At 64.4% G+C, this 20,281-nt stretch carries 19 protein-coding genes; 3 read left to right on the top strand and 16 right to left on the bottom strand.

Annotation, left to right across the window (positions count from 1 at the left end; genetic code table 11):
- Window positions 1–21: 21 nt before the first annotated feature.
- Window positions 22–1,623 (bottom strand): acyl-CoA ligase (AMP-forming), exosortase A system-associated, encoded by a 1,602-nt coding sequence (locus F464_RS0106515; RefSeq protein WP_018988984.1) that lies wholly within the window; start codon window positions 1,621–1,623, stop codon window positions 22–24.
- A 153-nt stretch (window positions 1,624–1,776) separates the two neighbouring features.
- Here F464_RS0106515 and F464_RS0106510 point away from each other — a divergent pair, with 153 nt between their 5' ends.
- Complete coding sequence (locus F464_RS0106510; protein ID WP_026295802.1) at window positions 1,777–2,028, top strand: acyl carrier protein; 252 nt, start codon at window positions 1,777–1,779, stop codon at window positions 2,026–2,028.
- A 6-nt stretch (window positions 2,029–2,034) separates the two neighbouring features.
- Here F464_RS0106510 and F464_RS0106505 read toward each other — a convergent pair whose 3' ends face one another.
- Window positions 2,035–3,762 carry an SLC13 family permease gene (locus tag F464_RS0106505; RefSeq protein WP_018988982.1) on the bottom strand — a complete coding sequence of 576 codons (1,728 nt, stop codon included), beginning with the start codon at window positions 3,760–3,762 and terminating at the stop codon, window positions 2,035–2,037.
- Complete coding sequence (gene cysQ, locus F464_RS0106500) at window positions 3,759–4,598, bottom strand: 3'(2'),5'-bisphosphate nucleotidase CysQ (protein ID WP_084600422.1); 840 nt, start codon at window positions 4,596–4,598, stop codon at window positions 3,759–3,761. Before cysQ ends, F464_RS0106505 begins: the two co-directional genes overlap by 4 nt.
- A gap of 56 nt (window positions 4,599–4,654) precedes the next feature.
- Here cysQ and cysD point away from each other — a divergent pair, with 56 nt between their 5' ends.
- Together cysD and cysN are read left to right on the top strand one after the other, a co-directional pair.
- Complete coding sequence (gene cysD, locus F464_RS0106495; protein WP_018988980.1) at window positions 4,655–5,554, top strand: sulfate adenylyltransferase subunit CysD; 900 nt, start codon at window positions 4,655–4,657, stop codon at window positions 5,552–5,554.
- Window positions 5,555–5,638: 84 nt separating this feature from the next.
- On the top strand, window positions 5,639–7,546 hold the full coding sequence (gene cysN, locus F464_RS0106490) for a sulfate adenylyltransferase subunit CysN (RefSeq protein WP_018988979.1): 1,908 nt from the start codon (window positions 5,639–5,641) through the stop codon (window positions 7,544–7,546).
- 227 nt (window positions 7,547–7,773) lie between these two features.
- Here the strand turns inward: cysN and argB are convergent, their stop codons facing one another.
- From argB to F464_RS0106425, 13 genes are all read right to left on the bottom strand, one after another.
- Complete coding sequence (gene argB, locus F464_RS0106485) at window positions 7,774–8,676, bottom strand: acetylglutamate kinase (protein ID WP_018988978.1); 903 nt, start codon at window positions 8,674–8,676, stop codon at window positions 7,774–7,776.
- A gap of 115 nt (window positions 8,677–8,791) precedes the next feature.
- Window positions 8,792–9,208 carry an Hsp20/alpha crystallin family protein gene (locus F464_RS0106480; RefSeq protein WP_018988977.1) on the bottom strand — a complete coding sequence of 139 codons (417 nt, stop codon included), beginning with the start codon at window positions 9,206–9,208 and terminating at the stop codon, window positions 8,792–8,794.
- A gap of 212 nt (window positions 9,209–9,420) precedes the next feature.
- Window positions 9,421–9,876 (bottom strand): dihydroneopterin triphosphate diphosphatase, encoded by a 456-nt coding sequence (gene nudB, locus F464_RS0106475; protein WP_018988976.1) that lies wholly within the window; start codon window positions 9,874–9,876, stop codon window positions 9,421–9,423.
- 8 nt (window positions 9,877–9,884) lie between these two features.
- Window positions 9,885–10,328, bottom strand: a complete 444-nt coding sequence (locus F464_RS0106470) for a barstar family protein (protein WP_018988975.1) — start codon at window positions 10,326–10,328, stop codon at window positions 9,885–9,887.
- 14 nt (window positions 10,329–10,342) lie between these two features.
- Window positions 10,343–10,708, bottom strand: coding sequence for a ribonuclease domain-containing protein (locus F464_RS0106465; RefSeq protein WP_018988974.1), 366 nt, complete (start codon window positions 10,706–10,708; stop codon window positions 10,343–10,345).
- Window positions 10,709–10,768: 60 nt separating this feature from the next.
- Window positions 10,769–12,391, bottom strand: a complete 1,623-nt coding sequence (locus tag F464_RS0106460; RefSeq protein WP_018988973.1) for a response regulator — start codon at window positions 12,389–12,391, stop codon at window positions 10,769–10,771.
- 177 nt (window positions 12,392–12,568) lie between these two features.
- Window positions 12,569–14,368 carry an aspartate--tRNA ligase gene (gene aspS, locus F464_RS0106455; RefSeq protein WP_018988972.1) on the bottom strand — a complete coding sequence of 600 codons (1,800 nt, stop codon included), beginning with the start codon at window positions 14,366–14,368 and terminating at the stop codon, window positions 12,569–12,571.
- A 45-nt stretch (window positions 14,369–14,413) separates the two neighbouring features.
- Window positions 14,414–15,040: a DUF502 domain-containing protein gene (locus tag F464_RS0106450; RefSeq protein WP_018988971.1), complete on the bottom strand. Its 627-nt coding sequence runs from the start codon at window positions 15,038–15,040 to the stop codon at window positions 14,414–14,416.
- 15 nt (window positions 15,041–15,055) lie between these two features.
- Window positions 15,056–15,316, bottom strand: coding sequence for an FmdB family zinc ribbon protein (locus tag F464_RS0106445; protein ID WP_018988970.1), 261 nt, complete (start codon window positions 15,314–15,316; stop codon window positions 15,056–15,058).
- A 128-nt stretch (window positions 15,317–15,444) separates the two neighbouring features.
- Complete coding sequence (locus F464_RS0106440; protein ID WP_018988969.1) at window positions 15,445–16,296, bottom strand: prepilin peptidase; 852 nt, start codon at window positions 16,294–16,296, stop codon at window positions 15,445–15,447.
- 54 nt (window positions 16,297–16,350) lie between these two features.
- A complete protein-coding gene (locus F464_RS0106435) occupies window positions 16,351–17,583 on the bottom strand; it encodes a type II secretion system F family protein (protein ID WP_018988968.1) in 1,233 nt (410 codons plus the stop codon).
- Window positions 17,584–17,599: 16 nt separating this feature from the next.
- Complete coding sequence (pilB, locus tag F464_RS0106430) at window positions 17,600–19,318, bottom strand: type IV-A pilus assembly ATPase PilB (RefSeq protein ID WP_018988967.1); 1,719 nt, start codon at window positions 19,316–19,318, stop codon at window positions 17,600–17,602.
- Window positions 19,319–19,421: 103 nt separating this feature from the next.
- A complete protein-coding gene (locus F464_RS0106425; RefSeq protein ID WP_018988966.1) occupies window positions 19,422–20,249 on the bottom strand; it encodes a cytochrome C assembly family protein in 828 nt (275 codons plus the stop codon).
- Between the last annotated feature and the right edge of the window lie 32 nt (window positions 20,250–20,281).

The raw sequence follows: 20,281 nt of genomic DNA, 5'->3' as shown, positions 1-20,281 counted from the left end.
GGGTCGATTTCGGAGTGGTGTTCACTTCGCAGCCTCTTCTTGCTGGTGCTCGGTCGCGAGCAGTTTACGGTCGATCTTGCCGTTGGGATTGCGGGGAAGAGGACCGCTGCGTACCTCGATTCGCGTGGGCACCATGTAGGCGGGCATGCGGCTGCGGCAGTCGGCGAGTAGGGCGGCGGTGTCGAGTGTTGCGCCCGGCGCGGGCGTGGCGACGACGCAGATCGCCTGCCCGAGCGTCGGGTGCGGCAGGCCGAACGCGACGCACTCGCCGACGCGGCCGGTGCCGTAGACGATCTCTTCGACTTCCGTCGGGCTCACGCGATAGCCCGAGGTTTTCATCATCTCGTCGCGCCGTCCGATGAAGTACAGGAAGCCGTCTTCATCCCGCCGTACCGTGTCGCCCGAAAACACCGCGATCTCCGGTATCTGCAACCCCGCCTCGCGTCCGCCGATGCCCGCGGGCAGGGGCTTGTAGCGTTCGGCGGTCTTTTCCGGATCGTTCCAGTAGCCCATGCCGACGAGGGCGCCGCGTTGCACCAGTTCGCCCGGTTCGTTCGGCGCGCATTCGCTGCCGTCCTCGCGCAGCACCAGCACTTCGGCGTTCGGGATCGCCTTGCCGATCGAGTCGGGGCGGCGGTCGACCTCCTCGGGCGGAAGGTAGGTCGCGCGGAAGGCTTCGGTGAGGCCGTACATCAGGAAGGGGCGGGTGGGCGGCAGCTTGGCGCGTAGCGTCTTGAGCGTCTCGAAGGGCATCCGTCCGCCGGTGTTGGCGATATAGCGCAGGTGTTCGCCGACCGTCTCCGGCCAGTCGAGCCCGGCGAGCTGGATCCATAGCGGCGGCACGGCGGTAAGGCCGGTGACGCGTTCGCGCACGACCGCGTTGAGCACGTCGCGCGGCAGCAGATAGTCGATCAGTACTGCACGCGCGCCGGCATGAAAGGCCGTTGTGAGTTGCGAGAAGCCGGCGTCGAACGACAGCGGCAGGGCGGCGAGCAGCGTGTCGCCGGCGTGGTTCTCGAGGTATTGCGCGACGCTGCGGGCGCCGGTGACGATATTGCGGTGGGACAGCACGACGCCTTTCGGCCGCCCCGTGCTGCCGGACGTGTACAGGATCGCAGCCATGTCGGAGTCGATCACGCGGTGGCCGGCACGGGCAGGTGCTCCCGTGAGATCATTCCAGCGATGTACGCTTGCGCCGTCCACCGTCGGCAGCGTGGCCGGATTGCCGACGAGCACGACCTGCCGCAGATCGTGGCATTGCGCCAGCACCGGCTGCAGCAGGGGCAGGCGTTCGGCGCTCGTCACCAGCACGCGCACGTTGCAGTCGCGCAGGATGTGCCCGACCTGTTCTCCTTTAAGCAGCGGGTTCACGGGGACCAGCACGCCACCGGCACCGCTCGTCCCGAACGCGGCCGACACGAATTCGAAACGCTTTTCGAGGTAGATCGCGACCCGTTCGGCCCGCGCGTGGCCCAGTGCGAGCAGTCCGGCGGCAAAAGCGTCGCATTGCGCTGCGAGTTCCGCGTAGGATAAGGTTTGTACACCGCGCGTCAGCGCGGCTTGTGCGGGATTGCGCGCGACGGCGCTGCGGATCAGGTCGTGGAGCAGGGCGGTTGTTGTCATTGTGGTGATCCGGGTTTCATGTCGTGCATTTATTCCGGCGTCGGTGGAGGCAGATCGGCACTGACCGGAAGTATAATGCGCCGCTCGTCGCCCGACGCCGGCGGCGGATACTCGCGATCGTAATGTGTTGGTAGGTGCAGTGAGGTTTTCGTTTTGGATATTCAGGAACAGGTCTTGGCCCTGCTCGATGAAGTGTTGAGCCTCGACGGCCGCGGTTTGCTGTTCGACGCAGACACCGCGCTGCTGGGCAGCGTGCCGGAGCTCGATTCGATGGCAGTGCTCGCCGTGATACACGCGATCGAGGAGCGTTTCGCTATCGAGGTGCCGGACGACGAGATCGACGGCAGCTCGTTCGCGACGGTCGGCACCGTTGTCGAATTCGTCTCCCGTCTCAGCGCGCGCTGAAGCGGCTTAGAAGGGGAAGAACGTCGGCACGAGCAGCAGCACCGCCGCCGAATAGGTCAGGCTCACCGGCAGGCCGATCCGGATGAAGTCGAGCGTGCGGTAGCGGCCGGGCGACATCACCATCAGGTGAGTCTGGTAGCCGAAGGGAATCAGGAAGCCCGCACTCGCACCGTAGGCGATCGCCATCACGAAGGGCATCGGATCGACGTCGAAGGCGCGGGCCGTCGACAGCGCGATTGGAAACGCGAGCGCGGCTGCAGCGTTGTTCGTGATGACCTCCGTCAACACGACCGTGATCAGGTATACGCCGACGAAGGCGCCGACCACGCCGTAGCCGTCGAAGACACCGCGCATCGAGTCGGCCACCAGTTCGGCGGCGCCCGAGGATTCCAGCGCCTTCGCGATCGCGAGCGCCGAGCCGATCGTCACCAGCAGGTCGAAGGGGAAGCGGCGGCGCATCTCGCTCACGGACAGGATACGTGTCGCGAGCAGTACGGCGAGCAGCACGAGCAGACAGTTCAGCAGCGGCCAGACGCCAATTGCCGAAACGGCAATGGCGAGCGCGAAACCCGTCAGAGCGAGCGTGCTCTGACGTGGCGTCAGCTTCGGCCGCAGCACGCCCGTGTCAAGCAGGTGGAAGTTGCGGTCGATGTTGCGGTGCTGGGCGAAGTCCGGGCCGACTGCGAGCAGCAGCGAGTCGCCGACGCGCAGGGGAATCCGTCCGAGCTGGCCGGTCAGGCGCTTGTCGCCCCGTCGTATGCCGACGACGCCGGCGTCGAACTGTGAACGGAAATCCACCCCGCGCAGCGTGTGATTGGGCAGTATCGACTCGTTCGAGATCACGACTTCAACGAGGTTCGACCCCAACAGCGCGTCGGCGCGTGTACCGAACACCTGCAGGCCCCGGATCTGCTGCAGCGACTGCACTTTCTCGACCTGCCCGGTGAACACGAGGATGTCGCCTTCCTCCAGGATTTCGTCGGGCCCCACAGGCGAGATCAGCCGGCCTTCGCGCTCGAGTTCCAGCAGGAACAGCCCGTCGAGATTGCGCAGGCCGTTTTGTTCGATGCTTCGGCCGGCGAGTGGCGCGCCCGGCGTGATCTGCGCCTCGAGGAAGTAGGTCTGATTGTTTTCACGTTCGGCCGGCGCGTGTTCCGGCAGCAGGCCCGAGCACAACACCATCACCGCGATGCACGTGAGCGCGAGTGGAATGCCGACGAGGCTGAACTGGAACATCCCCAGCGGCGGCAATCCTGCGTCGATCACGAAGGAATTCACGACGAGGTTCGTCGAGGTGCCGATCAGCGTCGTGACCCCGCCGATGATCGCGGCGTACGAAAGGGGGATCAGCAGTTTCGACGGCGCGACCCGGCGCTGCTTGGACACTACCCCCAGCAGGGCGCCGACGACGGCCGTGTTGTTGAGTACAGCCGAAAACATCGCCGTCACGGCCGACAGGCGCAGTGTCGCCCGCGCCGGCCCGCCCTTCAGCACGAGATCCGAGAAGCGGTCCAGTAGCGGCGAGCGCTCGAGCGCCAGCGATACGAGCAACAGCAGGACCAGCGTGATCAGCGCAGGATTCGTGTAGCCGGCGAGCCATTCACGTTCGCTGACGAGGCCGGCGAGGTAGTAGGCGGCTGCCCACGCGGTGAACAGGATCGCGGGTGCGATCCTGCCGCGGATCAGCAGCACGAGCAGCGCGACGACGGACAACAGGACCGCGTAGGCCGTCATCGGGCGCTGTGCTCGGTGCCTTCGCCAAAGCCCCAGGCAGCGAAATGGGGGTTCTCGAAGCCCGGCTTGGCATAGGCGAGGGGGTTGCCGTCGAGCCGGGTCACGCGTCCGCCTGCGGCGGCGAGCACGGCATGGCCAGCTGCGATGTCCCATTCCATCGTGCGTCCCAGCCGCGGATAGAGGTCGGCTTCGCCGGCGGCGATCAGGCACAGCTTCAGGGACGAGCCTGCGCTCGCAAGCTTCGCGACCTTGCGCCCGGCAAGGAAGGTATCGAGTGCCGTGGCATCCCCGTGCGAACGGCTCGCAACGACGGTGAGGCCCTCGGCCGGCGGTACACGGCAGTGGATCGCGTGGCGTCCGTATGCGTCCTCGATGAAGGCGCCGACGCCTACCGTTCCCGCGTAGAGCCTGTCGAGGGCGGGTGCAAATACCACGCCCAGCAACGGCCGGCCGTCTTCGACGAGGGCGATATTGACCGTGAATTCGCCATTGCGCTTGATGAACTCCCGGGTGCCATCGAGCGGATCGACGAGCCAGAAACGCCTGGCGATTGCGGGAATACGTCCTGCCGCCACTGCTTCTTCCGCCACCACTGGAATGCCCGGCGCGAGTGCCGCGAGCCCGGCGAGGATCACGGCTTCGGCGCGCTCGTCCGCCTCGGTGACCGGCGATGCGTCGTCCTTGTCGTGCACCGAAAAATCGGTCGCATACACTGACATCACCACTTCGCCTGCCTTGCGCGCAACGGGCAGCAGGGATTCGAGGAGATCGGAAAGGGGGCAATTATCTGACACAGGTGCCACTCCAGCCGGTTGGTATACTTGGCGACCCGGCATTGTAGACGCGATTCCGCAGGCCGGCCGTGCAATTCATCGTCATCTCGAGGACCTCGATGTCTCTTACTCACCTGCAGCGGCTCGAAGCCGAAAGCATCCACATCATGCGGGAGGTGGTTGCCGAAGCGGAAAACCCGGTGATGCTGTACTCCATCGGCAAGGACAGCGCCGTCATGCTGCACCTTGCGATGAAGGCCTTCCATCCGGCACCGCCGCCCTTCCCCCTGCTGCACGTCGATACGCGCTGGAAGTTCCGCGACATGTACGTCTTCCGCGACGAGATGGTGAGCAGCCTGGGGCTCGATCTCATCGTGCATATCAATCCCGAGGGGATCGGCAGGGATATCAACCCTTTTACGCACGGCTCCGCAACCCACACCGATATCATGAAGACGGAGGGGCTCAAGCAGGCCCTCGACAAGTACGGCTTCGACGCAGCCTTCGGTGGCGCGCGCCGCGACGAGGAGAAGTCGCGCGCCAAGGAACGCATCTTCTCGTTCCGTACCGCGCAGCATCGCTGGGATCCGAAGAGCCAGCGCCCCGAGCTGTGGAAGCTCTACAACGCCCGGAAGCACAAGGGCGAGTCGATGCGCGTCTTTCCCCTGTCGAACTGGACCGAGCTCGACATCTGGCAGTACATCTACCTCGAGAGCGTGCCCATCGTGCCGCTGTACTACGCGGCCGAGCGCCCGGTGGTCGAGCGTGACGGTACGCTGATCATGGTCGACGACGAGCGCATGCCGCTCGAGCCGGGCGAAGTGCCGATGATGAAGAAGGTGCGCTTCCGCACGCTCGGCTGCTACCCGCTTACCGGCGCCGTCGAGTCCGAAGCCGACACGCTGCCCGCGATCATCCAGGAGATGCTGCTGACGAGGACGTCCGAACGCCAGGGCAGGGTCATCGACCACGACTCCGCCGCGTCCATGGAAAAGAAGAAGCAGGAGGGTTATTTTTGATGCGCCCCCACACTCACATTCGTTCGTTGCCTCCCAAGGGGGCTAAGGTCTCCCTTGGGGCGGCCCAGCGGGAGACCTGCTAAAATGGCCCACATCTCGGATCTGATCGCCACCGACATCGAGCAGTATCTGCAGGCACACGAGAAGAAGAGCCTGCTGCGCTTCATCACCTGCGGCAGCGTGGACGACGGCAAGAGCACGCTGATCGGCCGGCTGCTGTACGAATCGAAGATGCTCTTCGAGGACCAGCTCGCCGCGATGGAGGCCGACTCGAAGAAGTACGGCACGCAGGGCGAGAACCTCGACTTCGCGCTGCTCGTCGACGGCCTTGCCGCCGAGCGCGAACAGGGCATCACGATCGACGTCGCCTATCGCTTCTTCTCCACCGACAAGAGGAAGTTCATCGTCGCCGACACTCCGGGCCACGAGCAATACACCCGTAACATGGTGACCGGCGCCTCGACTGCCGACGCCGCCGTACTGATGGTCGACGCCCGCCGCGGCGTGCTCACGCAGACGCGCCGCCACAGCTACCTCGTGTCGCTGCTCGGCATCCGTCACATCGTCGTCGCGATCAACAAGATGGACCTCGTCGACTACGCCGAACCCGTGTTCCGTCGCATCTGCGACGACTACCGCAGCTTCGCCGAACAGATCGGCCTCGCCGATGTGACCTTCATCCCGATGTCCGCCTACGAGGGCGACAACATCATCGAGCCCGGCGCGAACATGCCCTGGTATCGCGGCACGACGCTGATGAGCTACCTCGAAACCGTCGAGATCGACGAAGAGCGCCTGCAGAAGCAGCCCTTCCGCCTGCCGGTGCAGTGGGTCAATCGCCCTAACCTCGACTTCCGCGGCTTCGCCGGCACCATCGCTGGCGGCATCGTGAAGCCCGGCGACCGCATCCGCGTGCAGCCCTCAGGCAAGGAAAGCACCGTCGCGCGCATTGTCACGCGCGATGGCGATTTGGCGCAGGCCGTCGCCGGCCAGTCGATCACGCTGACCCTCGCCGACGAGATCGACATCTCGCGCGGCGACGTCATCTCCACCGCCGATTCGCCCGCCGGCTCGGCCGACCAGTTCGAGACGACCCTCGTGTGGATGCACGACGAGCCGCTCCTGCCCGGCCGCCCCTATCTGCTCAAGATCGGCGCAAAGACCGTCACCGCGACCGTCACCCACATCAAGTACCAGGTGAACGTGAACACCCTGGAGCATGTGGCCGCGCGCACGCTCGACCTCAACGCCATCGGCGTGTGCAACCTCAGCCTCGACCGTCCGATCGCCTTCGATCCGTATGCCGACAACCGCGACACCGGCGGCTTCATCCTCATCGACCGCCTCAGCAACAACACCGTCGGCGCGGGGCTGATCCACTTCGCGCTGCGCCGCAGCCAGAACATTCACATGCAGCACGTCGATGTGGACAAGGCTGCGCGCGCCGCGCTCAAGCACCAGAAACCGTGCGTGCTGTGGTTCACCGGCCTGTCAGGCGCCGGCAAGTCGACGATCGCCAACCTCGTGGAGAAGACGCTGCACGCGCACGGCTACCACACCTATCTGCTCGACGGCGACAACGTGCGCCATGGCCTCAACAAGGACCTCGGCTTCACCGAGGCCGACCGCGTCGAGAACATCCGCCGTGTCGCCGAAGTCGCGAAACTGATGGTCGATGCCGGTCTCATCGTCATCTCGGCCTTCATCTCCCCGTTCCGCGCGGAGCGCCAGATGGCCCGCAGCCTGATGGCAGAAGACGAGTTCATCGAAGTGTTCATCGACACGCCGCTCGAGGTCGCCGAAGGGCGTGACGCCAAGGGCCTGTACAAGAAGGCGCGGCGCGGCGAACTCAAGAACTTCACGGGCATCGATTCGCCCTACGAGGCGCCGGAAGCACCCGACGTGCGCATCAACACGGTGACGATGAGTGCCGACGAGGCGGCGACCTACCTCGTGCTGGAACTGCAGCGCAGAGGCGGACTGGGCGACTGATCCCCAGCGCGAAAACGCCCCGGCTCGCGCGAAGCGGCCGGGGCGTTTCCATTAACTTTCGTTCCGGCTGAGCCTTTCGAATTCGCTCAGCCCCGTAGGGCGGGAGGGGAGGAGCCGAAGGCGTATCCCGCCACGCGGCCTGTGGGCCGCTTCCGACCGCCGGATTGGGCGGGATGCGCTACGCTCCTCCCGCCCTACGCAAGCACCGTGCGGCCCGCGGGCGCGGCTTACTTGCTCTTGATCATCGTGCCGACGCCGTGGTCGGTCAGGATCTCCAGCAGCAGACAGTGTTCGACGCGGCCGTCGATGATATGCACGGACTTCACGCCGTTGCGCGCCGCGTCCAGCGCCGAGCCGATCTTCGGCAGCATGCCGCCCGACAGCGTGCCGTCCTCGACCAGTCCGTCGATCTGGCGCGGGGTTAGACCGGTCAGCAGGTTGCCGTCCTTGTCGAGTACGCCCGGGGTGTTCGTCAGCAGCACGAGCTTCTCTGCCTTGAGGATCTCGGCGAGCTTGCCGGCAACCACGTCCGCGTTGATGTTGTAGGTTTCGCCATCCTCGCCGACGCCGATCGGAGCGATCACCGGGATGAAGTCGCCCTGGTCCAGGAAAGCGATCAGGGTCGGGTCGATCTGCGTGATCTCGCCGACCTGGCCGATATCGACGAGGTCGCCCGGGGGCGCATCCTTCTTCTGCATCATCAGCTTCTTGGCGCGGATGAAATTGGCGTCCTTGCCCGTCAGGCCGACCGCCTTGCCGCCGGCCTGGTTGATGAGATTCACGATCTCCTTGTTGACCTGCCCGCCCAGAACCATCTCGACGACTTCCATCGTCTCGGCGTCCGTCACGCGCATCCCCTGGACGAACTCGCCCTTCTTGCCGACGCGTGCGAGCAGGTTTTCGATCTGCGGGCCGCCGCCGTGCACTACGACCGGGTTCAGTCCCACCAGTTTCAGCAGTACCACGTCGCGCGCGAAGCAGTCCTTCAGCTTCGGATCGGTCATCGCGTTGCCGCCGTACTTGATGACGATCGTCTTGTCGAAGAAACGCTTGATGTAGGGCAGGGCCTCCGCGAGGATCTCGGCCTTCAGCGCGGGGGTGACCTTACCGGTATCGGGGGTGTCGGACATGGCAGCTTCCTGGATGATTGAGCGCCGCCATTTTAAAGAGTCATGTTGCAAAGCAGAAGCCGCAATCCCCCTTTCCGGAAGATTGCGGCTTGCCCGACGCAACGCAGCGAGGACGTCAGTCGATGGTCAGCCGTTTTGCCTGCTCATGCGCTTTCTTCGGCAGGCTCAGTTCGAGCACTCCATCCTTGAACTTCGCGCTCGATTTGGCTTCATCGATTTCCTGGCCGAGCTGGAAGCTGCGTGACACCTTGCCGAAATAACGTTCGGTGCGCAGCACCCGCTCGCCTTCCTTGACTTCCTTCTCCTGCTTGCGTTCGGCACTGATCGACACTACCGGCCCGTCAATGTGGACATGGATGTCCTCTTTCATGATGCCCGGCAGTTCCGCGTGGACCTGGTAGGCGTCGTTGTCCTCCTTCACGTCCACGCGCATCTGGGGAGCTTCGCTGACGCCGCCGCCGAAATCGACCGGACGGACGAAGAATCCGCGCAGCAGGTCATCGAGTGGATCGCGACGAATCAGGTTGCTCATGGTTTTCTCCTCTCTCACAACATGGTCTTCCACCCCAAATATAGATTCGGAATGCGGCATTTCAAGACTGGCAGTGGAGTCGGTGTGCTGGTGTGCAGCATTGCCTGCGTTCCCGGCGGCTCCCGAAGACGGGGCCGGATGCTAATGCTCTGCCTGTCTGAAGGCACTGCTCCAGACGCCCGAGGGTTGAACGGCCCGTACGGCTGAAGTGGCTAATGTCTGCCGCTTGCCGGGTAGTGCTCGGGCAGTTGCAGGATCGCGTCGCGGTTGGTCCATGAGAAGACTTTCGCTGCGGCCGCTTCGCGGGGCAGCCACAGCGCGGCGTCGTGCTCGTCGGGTGCGAGCGTGACCAGCTGGCCGTCCGGTACGCACAGGCTGAAGACGTGCTCGATATTGTGCGAGACGTCCGGCGCGTAGCGGTGGCGCCATTCATCGCGAATCGCGAAACGGTTGCTATGGCGCCAGTCGACGAGGCAATCCGCGCGGACGCCGATTCCGGTCTCCTCAAGGACTTCCCGCAACGCCGCCTCCGCGGGCGATTCGCCCGGCTCCAGGCTCCCGGTGACCGACTGCCAGAATCCCGGCGGTGACACCCTCTGCAGCAACAGGATGTCGAACGTTGCCGTATGTACCACGATGAGCACCGATACCGGCAGCTTGTAGGTCATCGCGTTTGTCACAGGCTGCGCAGGTGGGCGATGCCGTCCGCCGCCAGGCCGACGAAGGTCCATAACGGCGCATCGTCCGCGCTTCGATTACGGGCGGCTTCCTCCAGGATCTCGAGCGCGGTCAGGAAGTCCCTTTCGGCCACGGTGCGAAAACCGTCCGCGTGTTCCAGGATCAGCACGTGGCCTGCGGCCGGCCACCAGCTCATGTCGGTCAGGCAGTCCGCGAGCGCGTCCCAGTTGTGTCCGAACCAGGCCGGGAAACGCAGCGCCGTGGCGATCCGGCGCAGGAACTCATCCTTGTTCCCGCAGCCGGTGAGATCTACCCGTGCCACGCCCAGGCCGCCCGATGCGGCGGCCGCAGCGATCACGACCCCACCGTCGGCGGGCAGGTGGAACACCCCGGCTCCCGCCCCCTTGCGCAGCCTGTCGGCCAGTCGGCTTTCGTTGTCCATCGCTTCCTCCCGCATCAGCGCCGCGGATCGACCCGGCGGAAACTGCGATAGTGGTCGGCGGTGTAGTAATACACCTCGGGAGGATTCCCTCCCGTGACGATCCGGCGGGCGCCCCGGTCGTTCTCCCCCGGCGTCGGCACCGTGTATTCGCGGTAGTAACCGCGAGGCTTGTCGGGAAGCTGGCGTTCCCTGTTCTGGAACACCGTGCCGTCCTTGCGATAAGGGAAGGGGCCCCCGCGGTCGATCAGCACCAGCGTGGCCAGCGCCTCCCGCGGGAGTGCGTCTGCGCCCGTCGAACTGTCCGGTCCGCGGCCGCATCCCGGTAAAGCCGTGAGCGTCGCTGCAGCGAAGAGCGCGAACCTGAGTATCAATGCACGCAAGTGAATCTCCTGGGGCCGGTCTGCCTTGGGTCTATCGCCCGAAATGGCACATTCCCGAGCTCAGCCGCTCTGGCGCGGATTGTATTTCCGGGCCAGCTGCTGCATGAAGCCGCTCAGCGCGTCGAGGCGGGGGTTGCTGGGGTCGAGCCGCCGCGTGCGCGCGATCAGGCCACGCGCCTGTGCCGCAAGGCGCTCGTTCCAGCCGCGGTTCTCGATGTGCCGCAACAAGGCGAGGGCCGCATTGAAGAGTACGTGCGGATTCCCTGGCATCTTCTGTACCGCCGCCATCATCTCCCGCACGGCGCCGTCGAAGTCGCCCGCCTTGACCCTGTCGGCACCGGCGGCGATGAGACCACGCACCTCGACATGGACACGCTCCTCAAGCTCGTTCGACAGATCGCCGTGTCCTCGCTCCTGCAGGATCGCGCGGGTTTTCTGGACCGTGCGTTCGTCGGCGGCGTTGCGCAGGATGTCGACCACCAACTGACTGCCTTCCGCCTCCATGCCGTTGTCCAGGCAGGCCTTGACGAGTTCCTGCTTCATGTCGAACGACAGGGATGACAGGGCAGCGCCCGCCTGCAGTGCGTCCTGGAGTGCTGCCTGCGCGAGATCCGCTGCACCGGTGCGGGTGTGATAGAGGGCTTTCGACAGCGAGGCGCATACCGGTGTCGCCGGCATACCTCCCATGCTCGACTCCAGATCGTGGATCGTCGCCTGCGCTTCCTCGGTACGGCCTTGGCTGAGTTGCGCCCGCACCAGGAGCACATGGTCCTCCGGATCGCGGAAATCCGAGTACTTGCCCTTGCGCACAACCTCGGCCAGGGTCCGCTCTGCTGCAGGACCATCCCCGACGGCCAACTGGACGTTACCGAGATGACGCAGACGTCCCAGACGGTGAGGCGAAAGGGCGACAGCACTCGTCAATACGTCGCGCGCCTCCTCGATGTGGCCGGTTTCCTCGCGGGTGCGGGCGAGCCAGTCGTAGGCATCGACGTACCGGCTGTTTTCAGCCACCAGCGTGCTCAGAATCTCTTCCGCAGCGGCGTAATCCTTGTTCGCAAAGAGCATTTTGGCCAAGCCGAGCCGTGCCCACGGCACCACCTTTGCCGCGAGGATCGTGCGGTAGATGCCTTCAGCCTGGTCGGAATGCCCGAGCGCGGCGTGCAATTCCGCCTCGAGGCGCAGGAAATCGATGCGGTAGCGCGGATAGGTTTCCGCCCGGGCCGCGCAGGCATCGATGGCCTGTTGCGTTTCTCCGGCTTCGACGAGCCGATAGACAGGCAGGAAAGTGTCGCGCTTCTCCACTGCCCGCTGCAGCCGCATGCGCAGCATGTCGGGTGCGAGCGGCTTCAGGATGTAGTCGTCGGGAGCAAGTTCCGCCGCGCTGATGACGCGCTCGTAGTTGCGCTCGCCCGTGATCATGATGAACAGCGTGTCGAGCGGAATGATCTCCTTGTTGCGTAGATCCTCCAGCAGATGCTGGCCGTCCTGGCCCTCTCCGAGGTTGTATTCGCTCAGGATTACGTCATGGCGGTGGTCGCGCAGGCGGCTGATGGCCGCACCTGCCGAGGGCGCAAACTTGACGTTGGCAATACCGAAGCTGTTGAGCATCGAGCGCAACTGGCTGCGCATGCCCTGATTGCTTTCGACGATGAGTAGGGTCAGGCGTTCGAGGTCTGCCATGGTTCCATTACGGGCTGTACAGATGACTCTGCGTCGGGGCGTGTCCCTAGCTTACGGCACTGTCGGGGAAAATCTGTAGCTTTTCCGCACGCCCCGTGGCCTATGGCATGCAGCGCTCAAACAAAGAGGGCAGATGGTCGCCCATCTGCCCTCCGATCATCCCGCGTGCGGGGTTGATCAGGTCTTGGCGACTTCGACCTGGGTCTCGACCTTCTGGCGCAGACGGATATGCAGTTCGCGCAGCTGCTTCTCGTCGACGGCGCTCGGTGCGTCGGTGAGCAGGCACTGCGCACGCTGGGTTTTCGGGAAGGCGATCACGTCGCGGATCGACTCGGCACCCGTCATCAGCGTAACGATGCGGTCGAGGCCGAACGCGAGGCCGCCGTGCGGCGGTGCGCCGTACTTGAGGGCGTCGAGCAGGAAGCCGAACTTGAGCTGCTGCTCCTCGGGGCCGATGTTGAGCGCTTCGAATACGCGCGACTGCACATCCGCACGATGGATACGTACCGAGCCCCCGCCGATCTCCCAGCCATTCAGCGCCAGGTCATAGGCTTTCGCGAGGCACTCGCCCGGGTTCGATTCGAGCAGGTCGACATGCTCGTCCTTCGGGCTCGTGAAGGGGTGGTGGCAGGCAACCCAGCGCTTGTCTTCCTCGTCGTATTCGAACATCGGGAAGTCGACCACCCACAGCGGACGCCAGGCGTCGCCGGTGACGTAGCCCTTTTCATGGCCGAGCTTGATGCGCAGGGCGCCGAGAGCGTCATTGACCACCTTGGTCTTGTCCGCGCCGAAGAAGATCAGGTCCCCGGACTGTGCGCCGGTGCGCTCCAGGATGGTGCGCAGCGCGGTCTCGTGGAGGTTCTTGACGATGGGCGACTGCAGGCCCGTCTCGTTCGGCTGCGCGGCGTCATTGACCTTGATGTAGGCGAGACCCTTGGCGCCATAGATGCCGACGAACTTGGTGTACTCGTCGATCTCGCCGCGCGTCAGGGAGGCGCCGCCCGGCACGCGCAGCGCGGCGACGCGACCGCCGCTGGTCGCCGGGCCGCTGAACACCTTGAAGGCCACGTCCTGGACCGCATCCGTAACTTCGGTCAGTTCCAGCGTCACGCGCATGTCCGGCTTGTCCGAGCCGTAACGGCGCATCGCCTCGGCGTAGGTCATGCGCGGGAACGGATTCGGCAGTTCGACCGCGAGCGCTTCCTTGAACACGAAGCGGATCATGTCTTCCATGATCGCGGTGATTTCGGTCTCGTTCAGGAACGAGGTTTCGATATCGACCTGGGTGAACTCCGGCTGGCGGTCAGCGCGCAAATCCTCGTCGCGGAAGCACTTCGTGAGCTGGTAGTAGCGGTCGAAGCCGGCGACCATCAGCAGTTGCTTGAAGAGCTGCGGTGATTGGGGGAGTGCGAAGAACTGGCCCGGATGGACGCGCGAAGGCACGAGGTAGTCGCGGGCACCTTCCGGCGTGCTCTTAGTGAGCATCGGCGTTTCGATGTCGATGAACCCCTGCCCGTCGAGGAAGCGGCGGAAGGCCATCGCGACCTTGTAGCGCAGCATCATGTTCTTCTGCATCTGCGGACGGCGCAGGTCGAGCACCCGGTTCACCAGTCGCACGTTCTCCGACAGGTTGTCGTCGTCGAGCTGGAACGGCGGCGTCACGGATGCGTTGAGCACCTCGATGGTATGGCACAGCACCTCGATCTCGCCGGAAACGAGGTTCGGATTCTCGGTGCCTGCCGGGCGGCGGCGGACCTTGCCGGTCAGATTGATCACGTACTCGTTGCGGATCGATTCCGCCGTGCGGAAGGTTTCGGCGCGGTCGGGGTCGCACACGACCTGCACGAGACCTTCCCGGTCGCGCAAATCGATGAAGATGACTCCGCCGTGGTCGCGGCGGCGGTGTACCCAGCCGCACAGGGTCACGGTCTGGTCGAGGTCGGCGGCGTTTACCTGTCCGCAGTACTTGGTTCGCATGGGTTCAGTTCCGAAACGAAGGCGCGGCCGCTGCGGGCCGCGAGGTTACTCATTCAAGAGCGCCGAGCGCGCTGGAGCGACGTGCGCGGGAGGTGCCACCACGCCCATCGAGATGATGTACTTCAGGGCTTCATCGACACTCATGTCGAGTTCGATCACGTCTTCCCTGGCCATCATCAGGAAGAAGCCCGAGGTGGGGTTCGGCGTCGTCGGCACATAGACGCTGACATGCTCGCCCTTGAGGTGAGTGGCTGCGTCGCCGCCGGGTTTGCCGGTGAGGAAGGCTATCGTCCACGAGCCCTGGCGCGGGTACTGGACGAGCAGTGCCTTGCGGAAAGCCTGGCCGGAGCTGGAGAAAAGCGTGTCCGAAACCTGCTTCACGCCATAGTAGAGCGATTTCACCACCGGAATGCGGGCAAGGAGGGCCTCCCAGTAGCGGACGACCTTTTGCCCGATGACGTTGGCAGCAATGAGGCCGGTGCTCAGCAGTATGACGACGCCGACCACGAGGCCGGCACCGGGAATGTCGAAGCCGAGCAGGTTTCGCGGCTGAAGGCCTTTAGGCAGCCATTCGATGATCTGGTCGAGCGTGCCGACGATCCACGCCAGGACCATGAAGGTGATCGAGAGCGGGATCCAGATCAGCAGTCCGGTAATGAAATACTTTTTCACGTGCCGCGGTCGCCCTCAGCCCGGGTGGCAGGCGCACGCGCCGCCGCAGCCTGCCGGCGTCGCGGCGGGTTCGGATTTCGCCGGGGCGGAACCGCCCCCCTTGAAATCCGTCGCATACCAGCCGGTGCCCTTCAGCTGGAAGCCGGCTGCGGAGAGCAGCTTCTGATAGCTGTTCGCGTTGCACGACGGGCAGACGGTGAGCGTCTCGTCGCTCATCTTCTGGAGATGTTCCTTCTGGAACCCGCAGCTGTCGCAACGATATTCATAAATGGGCATGGCAACCTCCGGAAATCAAGCTTCTAAGTCTAGCGCAACGCAGCATTGGCGAGAAGGGAGCCGTCCGTCGCGCGCGAGCATGACAGCTACTGCGATGTGGGGGTGCCCGGCGGGTTTTCAAGCCCGCATCAGAAGGTCCCGAGGTAGAGGCCTGTCAGGGTCTGCCCCCAGAACATCGCCAGCACGCCTGCCGCGGCAAGATAGGGGCCGAACGGTATGGGGACGTTGCGCCCGTGGCGCGCGAAGACGATCAAGCCGATGCCCACCGCTGCGCCGACCAGCGACGAGAACAGGATCGTCAGCGGCAGCATCTGCCATCCCAACCAGGCCCCGATGGCGGCGAGCAGCTTGAAGTCGCCGTAACCCATGCCTTCCTTCCCGGTTGCGAGCCTGAACAGCCAATACACCGACCACAGCGCAAGGTAGCCGGCCATCGCACCGACCACGCTCGCGGAAATGTCCGCGTAGGCGCCGCCGAGGTTGAGCGCGAGTCCCAGCCACAGCAGGGGCAGCGTCAGATTGTCGGGAAGGAGCTGGGTGTCGAGGTCGATGAAGGCGAGTGCGATCATCGTCCAGACGAAAGCCAGGGCGCCGAGCGCGGCAAGTCCGAAGCCGAAATGCCAGGCCGCGTAGCCCGACAGGACCGCCGTCAGCAGCTCGACGACGGGGTAGCGACGGCTGATGGGGGCGCTGCAATGACGGCAGCGGCCCCGCAGCATCAGGTAGCTGACGACCGGGATGTTCTCGAGTGCGGTGATCAGGTGCCCGCAGTGCGGACAGCGTGAGCGCGGGGTGGCGAGGTTGAAGGTTTCCTGCTGGGGGAGCGGTTCGTTGCGCAATTCCGCGGCCTGCGCATGCCATTCGCGCTCCATCATCTGCGGCAGGCGATGGATGACGACGTTCAGGAAGCTGCCGACGAACAGGCCGAGAAGCGTTGCGAGGGAGGTGAACAGGATCGGGTCGCGAAGGAAATCAGGCATGGGAGGGCTTGCGTGGCGCCGCCCGGTTCGTGCGCACCGGGCGGCAGGGAGGGGTCAGACGACCTGGCCGAGCTTGAAGATCGGCAGGTACATCGCGACGACGAGGCCGCCGATGACCACGCCGAGGAAGACCATGATGATCGGTTCGAGTAGGGTCGACAGGCCGGCGACGGCGTCGTCGACTTCCTGTTCGAAGAAGTCGGCGACCTTCCCCAGCATCGAGTCGAGCTGGCCCGACTCCTCGCCGATCGAGACCATCTGCACGACCATGCTGGGGAATACGTTCGAGTTCTGCATCGCCACCGTCAGGCTGGTGCCGGTGCTGACTTCGGTCTGGATCTGCTTTGTCGCCGTCTGGTACACGTAGTTGCCGGAGGCTCCGCCAACCGAATCCAAGGCCTCGACGAGCGGGACGCCGGCCGCAAACATCGTCGATAGTGTCCGAGTCCAGCGCGCGATCGTCGCTTTCAGCACGATCTCGCCGACGACGGGCAGCTTGAGTATTATCCGGTCGACTGCGATCTGCATCGCTGTCGAGCGCTTGTACGTGTAGCTGATTCCGGTGATGACGCCCGCGATGATGCCGAATACGACGTACCAGTATTGGACGAAGGCATCGGATATGCCGATCACGATCATTGTTGGTGCGGGAAGCTCGGCGCCGAAGCTCGCGAATACCTTCTTGAATTCGGGCACCACGAACAGCATGATCACGGTGACGACGATCGCCGCGACGACGATGACCGCCATCGGGTAGAACATCGCGGACTTGATCTTGCCCTTGATCGCGAGAATCTTTTCCTTGTAGGTCGCGATGCGGTCGAGGAGTCCGTCGAGAATACCTGCCTGCTCGCCGGCGCCGACCAGGTTGCAGAACAGCTTGTCGAAATACACCGGATGCCTGCTGAAGGCCTGGGAGAGGCTGGATCCCGTTTCGACGTCGTTGCGCACCTCGTTGAGCAGACGCGCGAGGCTGGGGTTGCCGGATCCCTTGATGCCGATGTCGAAGGCCTGCAGCAGCGGGACGCCGGATTTCATCATCGTCGCCAGTTGGCGTGTGAAGAGGGCGATGTCCTTGTCGGTGATCTTGTGGCCGCGCGACATCTTGGCCTTCTTGACCTTGAGGACTTGCACTCCCTGACGGCGCAGGGTGGCCTGCACTACGGATTCGCCGCTTGCGCGCATTTCGCCACGCACCTGCTTGCCGTTCTTGTCCTTGCCCTCCCACGTATAGAGGGTTTCCTTGGGGCCGGCGGCGGCGCCTCGGGCTCGGGTGGTGGTCGCCATGAGCGTTCGATGTTCCCTATTCGTTGGTGGTGGCGAGCACTTCCTCGAGCGAGGTCGCACCCTGTTTCACTTTCAGCAGGCCGGACTGGCGAAGGTCGCGCACGCCTTCGCGCTGAGCCTGCGCGGCGATGTCCATCGAATTGCCGTTGGTCATAATGATATGGGCAATTTCCTCTGAAATGGGCATGACCTGGTAGATACCGAGGCGCCCCTTGTAGCCGCTGCCCTTGCAGCGTTCGCATCCGACGGGGCCGTAAGGGCGCCAGCTGCCGTCGAGGTCTTCGCCGCTGAATCCGGCCTCGAGCAGGGCTTCGACCGGGATGTCGACCGGCTGCTTGCACGTGCACAGCCGCCGCGCCAGGCGCTGTGCGGTGATCAGGATCACGGACGAAGCGATGTTGAACGGTGCGACGCCCATGTTGCGCAGGCGCTCGAGCGTGGTCGGGGCGTCGTTGGTGTGCAGTGTCGAGAGCACGAGGTGGCCGGTCTGGGCCGCTTTGATCGAGATTTCGGCAGTCTCGAGGTCGCGGATTTCGCCGACCATGATCACGTCCGGATCCTGGCGCAGAAAGGCGCGCAGTGACGCGGCGAAAGTCAGGCCGGCCTTGTCGTTGACGTTGACCTGATTGATGCCGGCCAGGTTGATTTCCGCGGGGTCCTCTGCGGTCGAGATGTTTACGCCCGCCTTGTTCAGGATATTGAGGCAGGTGTACAGTGAAACGGTTTTGCCCGAGCCGGTCGGCCCGGTCACAAGGATCATTCCGTACGGACGCTCGATGGCGTCGAGCAGCTGTTTCTTCTGGTCCGGTTCGTAGCCCAGTGCATCGACTCCGAGCATGGCAGACGAGGCGTCGAGAATACGCATGACGATCTTTTCGCCATGCAGAGTCGGCAGCGAGGACACGCGGAAGTCGATCGACTTGTTCTTCGACAGGACGAGCTTCATGCGTCCGTCCTGCGGGATGCGCTTCTCGGAGATGTCCAGGCGCGAGATGACCTTGATGCGTGCCGCGATCTTTTCTTTCAGGATCAGCGGCGGCTGGGCGATTTCCCGCAGGATGCCGTCGGTGCGGACGCGGATCCGGTAGTACTTCTCGTATGGCTCGAAGTGAATGTCGGACGCGCCTTCGTTGATCGCGTCGATCAGGACCTTCTGGATGAACTTGACGACGGGGGCGTCGTCGACTTCGGCGGAGGCGTCATCGGCTGGCTGTTCGGTACCGGTCTCCTGATCCTGCAGGAGGTCCATGTCGAACTCTTCGCCCGTAAGCTCCTTCAGCGTGTCCTCGGTCGATTCGGACAGCGTCTCGGCGAGGCGCGCCAGGCGGTCGGCTTCGACGACGATGAGATCGACCTGCATTCCGGTCTGGAAGCGGATCTCGTCGAGCGCGCGCATGTTGGACGGGTCGGCAGTCGCAACGGTGAGGCGATTCTGGCGCTTGCCCAGCGCGACGACCTGGTGCTTGGCCATCAGCTTGCGGTCGATCGCATCGCGGGGGATGCTGGCGCGATCCACCGACGAGATGTCGAGCAGCGGATAGCCGAATGTTTCGGCGGCGAACCACGCGACGGCCTTCGGAGTCAGGAGCTTGCGCTGCGCAAGTTCGAGGATGAATCCGTTCGGGACGTTTGCCGCGCCCTTGGTGCACGTGACCGCGTCGGCTTCCGAGAGTCGGCCGTGCTGTATCAGTGCTCGCGCGAGTCCGCTCAGGGCGGTCTGGGGGTTTGCTGCCATGTCCCGATCTTAGCTAACTGACATTTGATCTTGCCCGCCGCGTAAGGAATTGTAAAGACCGCGGTCGATTCGTCTGGCGGCAGTCCGGGCCGCCTGCCCGGGTTCAGGTGGTGCGTTCGAGCAGCACTTCGACCACGAAACGGCTGCCGACGTACGCGAGCACCAGTGCAATGAAGCCGGCCAGCGTCCAGCGCAGCGCGACGCGGCCGCGCCAGCCCCAGACGCGCCGTCCGACGAGCAGCGCCCCGAAAAGCAGCCACGAGACGATCGCGAAGACCGTCTTGTGGTCGAGGCGGAAGGCTTGCCCGAACAGCGCTTCCGAGAACACGACGCCCGAACTCAGCGTGAGCGTCAGCAGGATGAACGCGATCCCGATCAGCCGGAACAGTAGCGTCTCCATCGTCAGCAGCGGGGGCAGGTTGGCGAAGGTCCTGGTGAGCCGCCCGCTGTGCAGTTGCCGTTCCGCGATGGCCATCAGCATCGCGTGCAGCGCCGCCAGCGTGAATACGCTGTAGGCCAGCATCGCCATGATGAAATGGGCGCGGAATCCGGGGCTTCCGGCATTCACGAGGAGATGCTGTCCCGGAAAGCCCAGGGGTAGCAGGCTGCCCACGACGCCGGCTGCGACGACGAAGCCGTGCAGGCCGTCGAGGCGGGCGTAGAAGGTCTCGATCCAGTAGAAGCATACTGCCAGCCAGATGACCAGCGATACGGCGAAGCCGAAGCCGAAACGCATGCCTTCGCCGGGGAACAGTTCTCCCTGCAGCGCCCACCCATGGGCAATGATCGCCCCGAACATCGTGAACCGTTCCGCGGCGGACATGCTGCGCCTCGGCTCGTTCGGCGCTGCGCGAGCCGTGACTCGCCAGAAGTGGGCGCCCAGGACCGCGTAGAGCGTCGCGGCGAACAGATGAAGTAGAATGGTTTGCATAGTTCCCCGCAGTTTACTCCAAGGCCTAGGGC

The organism is Aromatoleum toluclasticum ATCC 700605 (assembly GCF_000378245.1).
In the GTDB taxonomy this organism is placed as follows: domain Bacteria; phylum Pseudomonadota; class Gammaproteobacteria; order Burkholderiales; family Rhodocyclaceae; genus Aromatoleum; species Aromatoleum toluclasticum.
The sequence above is the reverse complement of the archived record's forward strand: the minus strand, read 5'-3'. Positions and strand labels throughout refer to the sequence as shown.

What these genes read in the sequence shown, in the direction of transcription:
- cysN (WP_018988979.1), top strand. Translation starts at nt 5,639, where the DNA reads ATGGCCCACATCTCGGATCTGATCGCCACCGACATCGAGCAGTATCTG.
- F464_RS0106460 (WP_018988973.1), bottom strand. Translation starts at nt 12,391, where the DNA reads ATGGCAGACCTCGAACGCCTGACCCTACTCATCGTCGAAAGCAATCAG.
- cysQ (WP_084600422.1), bottom strand. Translation starts at nt 4,598, where the DNA reads ATGCCGGGTCGCCAAGTATACCAACCGGCTGGAGTGGCACCTGTGTCA.
- aspS (WP_018988972.1), bottom strand. Translation starts at nt 14,368, where the DNA reads ATGCGAACCAAGTACTGCGGACAGGTAAACGCCGCCGACCTCGACCAG.
- nudB (WP_018988976.1), bottom strand. Translation starts at nt 9,876, where the DNA reads ATGACCTACAAGCTGCCGGTATCGGTGCTCATCGTGGTACATACGGCA.
- F464_RS0106440 (WP_018988969.1), bottom strand. Translation starts at nt 16,296, where the DNA reads ATGCCTGATTTCCTTCGCGACCCGATCCTGTTCACCTCCCTCGCAACG.
- cysD (WP_018988980.1), top strand. Translation starts at nt 4,655, where the DNA reads ATGTCTCTTACTCACCTGCAGCGGCTCGAAGCCGAAAGCATCCACATC.
- F464_RS0106425 (WP_018988966.1), bottom strand. Translation starts at nt 20,249, where the DNA reads ATGCAAACCATTCTACTTCATCTGTTCGCCGCGACGCTCTACGCGGTC.
- F464_RS0106515 (WP_018988984.1), bottom strand. Translation starts at nt 1,623, where the DNA reads ATGACAACAACCGCCCTGCTCCACGACCTGATCCGCAGCGCCGTCGCG.
- F464_RS0106445 (WP_018988970.1), bottom strand. Translation starts at nt 15,316, where the DNA reads ATGCCCATTTATGAATATCGTTGCGACAGCTGCGGGTTCCAGAAGGAA.
- F464_RS0106435 (WP_018988968.1), bottom strand. Translation starts at nt 17,583, where the DNA reads ATGGCGACCACCACCCGAGCCCGAGGCGCCGCCGCCGGCCCCAAGGAA.
- pilB (WP_018988967.1), bottom strand. Translation starts at nt 19,318, where the DNA reads ATGGCAGCAAACCCCCAGACCGCCCTGAGCGGACTCGCGCGAGCACTG.
- argB (WP_018988978.1), bottom strand. Translation starts at nt 8,676, where the DNA reads ATGTCCGACACCCCCGATACCGGTAAGGTCACCCCCGCGCTGAAGGCC.
- F464_RS0106505 (WP_018988982.1), bottom strand. Translation starts at nt 3,762, where the DNA reads ATGACGGCCTACGCGGTCCTGTTGTCCGTCGTCGCGCTGCTCGTGCTG.
- F464_RS0106480 (WP_018988977.1), bottom strand. Translation starts at nt 9,208, where the DNA reads ATGAGCAACCTGATTCGTCGCGATCCACTCGATGACCTGCTGCGCGGA.
- F464_RS0106470 (WP_018988975.1), bottom strand. Translation starts at nt 10,328, where the DNA reads ATGGACAACGAAAGCCGACTGGCCGACAGGCTGCGCAAGGGGGCGGGA.